Origin of the sequence: Mycobacterium sp. (genome assembly GCF_052145595.1) — a bacterium.
Taxonomy (GTDB): Bacteria; Actinomycetota; Actinomycetes; order Mycobacteriales; family Mycobacteriaceae; genus Mycobacterium.
On the sequence record NZ_JBKQOI010000040.1, the window covers coordinates 1 to 4,745 of the forward strand.

The following is a 4,745-nucleotide window of genomic DNA, read 5'->3' on the forward strand; positions in this document are numbered from 1 at the left end:
CGATGTTGCGGAACGCCTGGTTGACCTGACCCATGGTGTCGTACGAGGTCGCCTGGGCCTGACCGCTCCAGCCCGCACCGGCGATGTTCATCGACGACGCCCACATCTTGCGGGCCTCGTCCTCAACGGTCTGGGCGTGCATCTCAAAGCGGCCCGCCATCGCCCGCATCGAGTGCGGGTCGGTCATAAAACGTGTTGCCATGTTGCCATTCTCCTTACTGAACTAATTTTCCTGGACCTGTCATGCAGATTGGGAGTTGTAATCGGCCGGTTCCGGAGCCGCCGACCACGTGTGAAACACCGACTGTCGTCCCCCTCTCCTCTTAACCAGCCGCCGGAGAATGCGGTATCACGCTGATGGTCCGCGGCACGTCGAAGCGTGGTTCAGCTTCGACCTCCCACTCGCTCCATTCGCTCCATTCGTTCCACTCGTCCATGCCCTCAGCGGCCACCTCTGGATTCAGCCCGTCGGCAGCCTTGTCATCGGCATCGGCGCCCTCTTCCGGCTCCGGTGCCCAATGGTCATAGTCGTCGGGCGGAACCGCCACGCCCCACTTCAGCGGAACCGATAAGCCGCCGAGCATGCCCGACTCACCCCGAACCGCTGACACCGCATCGTCTGGCAGCGGCGAACCAAGAGGCAAAAGCACGCTGCCTCCTTCCACAGCCGATCTCCATGCACTCGAACTCAGCGGCGAAATGATCACCACCGAGCACTCCGCATCGTATGTCAATCCTCAGGACAATATCCGGGAATCAGCGATTTCGCTCTCTTTATTGGAAGCAAGCAACCCGGGCCCAGCCGACGACTGGTCCCGCGTCAAATTCCGCTGTGGGCGTCGCGCTCCCGGCGGACGCAGCCACGGGCTCCGATCGGCGGGTTCGGAACCCGCAGCATACTTGGCCTCGAGCGGCGGCGCGGCGAAATCCACCGCTCTTATCCGACCCCGGTCCGCGGCACTACGCTCGGCCGCGACTGCACGACATGGTTCGGACTGGCCCCGCCGCGGCCCAACATTCCGCCGGGCATGCCGGCGCCGGCGCCGCCCATACCCATCGGCATCGGCATCATCGGCATGCCGCCGCCCACGGGCGCCGCGCCCGCCGGAACAGCGCCGGCCATTTCGCCACCCAGCCCCGACATGGCCGAACTGACCATCCGAGCCGGCGCCGAGCCCTGCCACGTCGGCGGCACCGACATCGCCCCGACTAACCGCGCCTTACCCAGGCCGTCGCCGATTCCCGCACCTAGACCCCCAACGCCGCCGCCCAGCCCTTTCATCGCGGGAACAGCGCTATTAACGAACTTCGGACCGTCGGCGGCCAGGTCCGTGGCACTAGCCAGCGCCGGATGTGCACCCATTCCAGCCTGGGCCGCCATCATGATCGGCGACATCATCATGCTCGCCGGGTACATCGCAATCTGGAACACCGACATCAATTCCGACGGGTTAGCCAACGACGACACCGCGGAGGACACCGTGGGCTCAATCGACGACACCATTTCCGAAACCAATCCCGTCCCGCCCGTGACCCCCGAGGCCAAATTGGACAGACCGGACAGCGGCGACGAAACCAACCCCGCCAAACCCGCCAAACTCACCGGGGGCAGGCTGAACGACGGCAACGCCGACGCCACCGACGTAGCTCCCGCGTGATAGCCCACCATCGCGCCCACGTCTTGGGCCCACATCTCTATGTACTCGAACTCGGTCGCCGCGATCGCGGGCGTGTTCTGTCCCAAGATATTGGTCGCGATAAGCGTCAGCAGCTGGGACCGATTCGCCAGTACCGCCGCCGTAGGCACCGTCGCCGTCAACGCCGACTCGAACGCCGTCGCCGCCGCCCGGGCCTGAGCGGCCGCGGCCTCCGCTTGGCTCGCTGCCGCGCTCAGCCACCCCACGTACGGCATCGCCGCGGCCGTCATCGACGCAGACGCCGGGCCCGACCAGGGCCCACCGGACAAACCTGTGATCACCGATTGAAACGACGACGCCGCACCGGACAGATCCGACGCCAACCCGTCCCAGGCCGACGCCGCGACGAACAGCGGCCCCGAACCCGCTCCAGCAAACATCAGCGCCGAGTTGATCTCCGGAGGCAAAAACGTAAACGAAGGAACCATCGCTACCCCAACACATCCAGCCGCATCAACGGCTCCGATAACCGCAAAGACCAACACTCAGCGCGGTGACTAGACGCGCGCCTACCACCACTGCTGGAGCCTAAGGCAATCGACGCCGAAAACGTCGGGTTTCACCAAATGATTTCTGCGAATCTGACTAAGCGGCCGGGCGTAGTCGCCTAGCCACGGTTAACCGCACAACTGTCCAGACGGTGGACTGGACGGTGTCGAGGTCGCTGTCGAAAACCTGGACGAATTGCGGCAGGTGTCCACTCGCCGATCCGTCCCGGGCAAGGGGCAACAAAAAAACCGCGGCGCTTGGAACAAGTTTGTGAAGAAACCGGGAAGGCCATTGCCGGAGAGAAGCAACACCAAAAAACTCATCAGTGCCCCCTCCTCCACCAGTTATTCACAACCACACGCCCGCCCGTTATCAAAAGCCACACCCGACACATCCGCCGAATTCGAATGCGACAATGACGGGCCGGCAATGCGCCCGCGATGTAGCGGCTCCTAGCAGCCCTTGAGCCGCACCGCCAGATAATCGGCGACGGCGCTCATCGCGACGCGCTCCTGCGCCATGTCGTCGCGTGCGCGCACGGTAACGGCGTTGTCCTCGAGTGAGTCGAAGTCCACCGTCACGCAGAAAGGCGTACCGACCTCGTCCTGCCGCCGGTAGCGCCGCCCAATGGCGCCGGCGTCGTCGAAATCGATGTTCCAGCATCTGCGCAATTGCGCGGCCAGGTCACGAGCCTTGGGACTCAAGTCGGCGTGCCGAGACAGCGGCAGCACCGCGGCCTTGACCGGCGCCAGTCGCGCGTCCAGCCGAAGCACCGTCCGCTTCTCCATACCGCCCTTGGCGTTAGGCGCCTCGTCCTCGGTGTAGGCGTCGATCAAGAACGCCATGAACGACCGAGTCAGACCGGCTGCCGGTTCGATCACATACGGTGTGTAGCGGGTGTCGGTGGGCTGGTCGTAGAACGACAGGTCGGCGCCGGAATGCTTTGCGTGCGTGGACAAGTCGAAGTCGGTTCGGTTGGCGACACCTTCCAGCTCGCCCCATGGGTTGCCGGCGAAGCCGAACTTGTACTCGATGTCGACGGTGCGGTCGGAGTAGTGCGACAGCTTTTCGGCGGGGTGTTCGAACAACCGTAGGTTGTCCGGATCGATGCCGAGCTCGACATACCACTGCAGCCGGGTGTCGATCCAGTACTGATGCCACTGCTTCGCGGTCGACGGCTCGACGAAGTACTCCATCTCCATCTGCTCGAACTCGCGGGTTCGGAAGATGAAGTTGCCCGGGGTGATCTCGTTGCGAAAGCTCTTGCCGATCTGCCCGATACCGAACGGCGGCTTGAGGCGAGCGGTTGTCGCCACGTTGGCGAAGTTGACGAAGATGCCCTGCGCGGTCTCCGGACGCAGATAGTGCAGCCCCTCCTCGGTTTCGATCGGTCCGAGGTAGGTCTTGAGCATCATGTTGAACTCGCGGGGCTCGGTCCACTGCCCCTTGGTGCCACAGTCCGGGCAGACGATCTCGGTCATCGGCACCGAATCGGCGTCGTCGATCCCCTTCTTCGCCGCGTAGGCCTCCTGCATGTGGTCCTGGCGATGGCGGTGATGGCAGTTCAGGCACTCGACCAGTGGGTCGTGGAAGACCTCGACGTGGCCGGAGGCCACCCACACCTGTCGCGGCAAGATGATCGACGAATCGATGCCGACGACGTCGTCGCGGCCGGTGACTACCGACCGCCACCACTGCCTCTTGATGTTCTCTTTGAGCTCCACGCCCAGCGGGCCGTAATCCCACGCCGATTTTGTGCCGCCGTAGATCTCGCCCGAGGGATAGACAAAACCCCGCCGTTTAGCCAGGTTGACTACGGTGTCGATGACGGACGCCACGTTATCGTGCACTCCCTTTCCGGATCGAGGCAGACAAGTGCGGCGGCAAACCGCTGCTCGCAAAACATCAGCCATGGTATCGACCGGCGCCGCGGTCTTTGACATGCGTCATCATGCATGTGACAGTGGAGAGCAGCCGATGGTGGTCCTAATCGCGGGCACTCCCAATATCCGGCGCTTCTCGAGGTGATGACTCCCCATGGTGATGTCCTCCCCAACGCCGACCACCGCCGACGTAGCCCACCAACACAGCGGAGCCGGATCCGGTGGACACTCCGCATACCCCGAATACTCCGTCCCGCCGCCACGGGAGATTCTCGACGCCGCAGGCGAACTGCTGCGCGCGCTGGCCGCGCCCGTGCGGATCGCCATCGTGTTGCAATTGCGCGAATCGCACCGCTGCGTGCACGAACTGGTCGACGCACTCGGCGTGCCGCAGCCGCTGGTCAGCCAGCATCTGAAGATCCTCAAGGCGGCCGGCGTGGTCGCCGGGGAGCGATCCGGCCGCGAGGTGCTTTACCGGCTCGCTGATCACCACCTCGCGCATATCGTCGTCGATGCCGTCGCCCACGCCAGCGAGGACACACCGTGACCCGCGCCGGCGACGATGCAGAGCGAAGCGATGAGGAGGAGCGGCGCCCATGACCGGAGCCGGCGACGATGCAGAGCGAAGCGATGAGGAGGAGCGGCGCCCATGACCGGAGCCGGCGACGATGCAGAG

The 4,745-nt window shown here is 64.4% G+C and carries 5 protein-coding genes; 1 reads left to right on the top strand and 4 read right to left on the bottom strand.

Annotated elements, in window-relative coordinates:
* From ACLP4W_RS02650 to ACLP4W_RS02665, 4 genes are all read right to left on the bottom strand, one after another.
* A partial coding sequence (locus tag ACLP4W_RS02650) for a WXG100 family type VII secretion target (RefSeq protein ID WP_442383855.1) occupies positions 1-202 on the bottom strand: 202 nt, incomplete at its 3' end.
* Positions 203-323: 121 nt separating this feature from the next.
* Positions 324-650, bottom strand: coding sequence for a hypothetical protein (locus tag ACLP4W_RS02655; protein WP_442383857.1), 327 nt, complete (start codon positions 648-650; stop codon positions 324-326).
* A gap of 287 nt (positions 651-937) precedes the next feature.
* The gene (locus ACLP4W_RS02660) at positions 938-2,125 is read right to left on the bottom strand and encodes a PPE family protein (RefSeq protein ID WP_442383859.1); all 1,188 of its coding nucleotides are present in this window, start codon (positions 2,123-2,125) and stop codon (positions 938-940) included.
* Positions 2,126-2,638: 513 nt separating this feature from the next.
* Positions 2,639-4,036 carry a glycine--tRNA ligase gene (locus ACLP4W_RS02665; RefSeq protein ID WP_442383861.1) on the bottom strand — a complete coding sequence of 466 codons (1,398 nt, stop codon included), beginning with the start codon at positions 4,034-4,036 and terminating at the stop codon, positions 2,639-2,641.
* 187 nt (positions 4,037-4,223) lie between these two features.
* Here ACLP4W_RS02665 and ACLP4W_RS02670 point away from each other — a divergent pair, with 187 nt between their 5' ends.
* Complete coding sequence (locus tag ACLP4W_RS02670; protein ID WP_442383863.1) at positions 4,224-4,616, top strand: ArsR/SmtB family transcription factor; 393 nt, start codon at positions 4,224-4,226, stop codon at positions 4,614-4,616.
* Positions 4,617-4,745 lie beyond the last annotated feature (129 nt).